We start from the raw sequence: 1,646 nt of genomic DNA on the forward strand, positions 1-1,646 counted from the left end.
AAGTCTGAAATATATCAAGATAACAGTCCAATAAGTTTATGGGCATAGCAAACAAGCCATTGAAGATGACTTTAAAAATCAATTTACTTTCTATTAAGTGGTTTCTTTTATCCGATAACCTTGAGTTTTTGCAAATAGAATCGCCTGTTCTACCGTGATCTCACGGTCTACTGGAAGAACATCCGATTTTTTATACAAGTCTGCATTATAAGGTTCTTTCTTTTTAAGTATCATGTAGATAGCTGTTAAAAGCATGCGAGCAATAGCAATGATTGCCCGTTTATGCCCACGACGTTTTCGAAGTTTTAAGTAGCGGTTACGGATTTCAGGATGCTTTTCACTTTTAACCACTGAACTTGCGCATTGGACTAAAAGTGGTTTGATATAGCAACCAGCTTTTGAAATTCTAACAGACTTTTTCTTTCCGGCGCTTTCGTTATTCGTAGGTGTAAGCCCTGCCCAGGAACATAAGTGCTTAGCTGTTGGGAACACGTCCATATTGGCACCTATTTCTGAAACCACGGTAATGGCGGAAAAGATGTTTTTAAAAGACGGAACAGTTAAGATTAAATTTATTTCTTCTGAGTAGGGAACGGAAAGAGAGAGAATGATAAATTCAAGTTCTGATTTTCGATCCGCAAGATCTGAATGATGTTGTTTGATGATTTTAAGTTTTCCTGCTTGTTCAGGAGTAATAAACCCATCAACCGCAAGTTCAAGTTCTGAGATCTTCTTTTTTAAAGAACCATGTATAAGTGGTTGTAAGTCAAAGGAAGAGTCTAGTGGATTTTCGAGAATTTTATCAATGATTTTCATTGAACTTTTGCCAAACGTATCTGACACGACATTGCCCAGCTGAATGTTAGAAACCGTTAAACAATTTTGTAGTCTGTTTTTTTCACTAGACATAAAATTGGTTAGTTTAGAGCGATAGCGCATCAAGTCTCTAAGCTGTCGTATTGGAAGCGGTGGCATAAAGCTACCCGCAACAAGGTCGTGTTTGAATAAATCAGCAATCCACTGAGCGTCTTTGTTATCTGTTTTCTTACCACGGATTGCTTTGACATACTTTGGATGTGCGAGGGTGATGTTGCAAGAATTTTCAAGTATGTTAAAGACGGGAATCCAGTATTTTCCGGTAGACTCCATACAGACTTCTTTACAATCATGTTCACAAAGCCACTGTGACAGTTCCTTCAAACCTTTAGTATAGGTAGAAAAACGATGGCGTTTGTAGGTAGTAATCCCTTTATTGTTGGTTTTAGCAATACAAGCAACAACGAAAGTTTTGTGGACATCAATGCCACAACAAACTGGATGAACAATTTTTAATGCCATTAGAGAAATCTCCTTTCAAAGAATTAAAGGGAATAACAGCATTGACTGATTGCCCAGCTATAAACGAGTAATGTTTATACAAAGATAAGTCTGCGTGCTCTTGTGTCACACTTATTTGTGCTTGGAAAGGCAATCTACACATATAATTATGCGGTCACTCCATAGTTGGAGCAGCCCACTCACCTCCCCGTGGTTTGTAGTGTACTGTGTTCCCAATATCTATAGGATAAAAGAAATAACGCTCGAAGCCAACACGTTTCATAGCGTTTTGTGCCTTGAGCGAAGCGAAAGGAATGGATATAATTATG

At 38.0% G+C, this 1,646-nt stretch carries 1 protein-coding gene; it reads right to left on the bottom strand.

Translation table 11 applies throughout. The annotated features are described in order from the left end of the window. Positions 1–93 precede the first annotated feature (93 nt). A complete protein-coding gene (locus tag EV214_RS18530) occupies positions 94–1,338 on the bottom strand; it encodes an IS110 family RNA-guided transposase (protein ID WP_132248489.1) in 1,245 nt (414 codons plus the stop codon). Positions 1,339–1,646 lie beyond the last annotated feature (308 nt).

It is taken from the genome of Marinisporobacter balticus, assembly GCF_004345705.1.
Taxonomy (GTDB): domain Bacteria; phylum Bacillota; class Clostridia; order Peptostreptococcales; family Thermotaleaceae; genus Marinisporobacter; species Marinisporobacter balticus.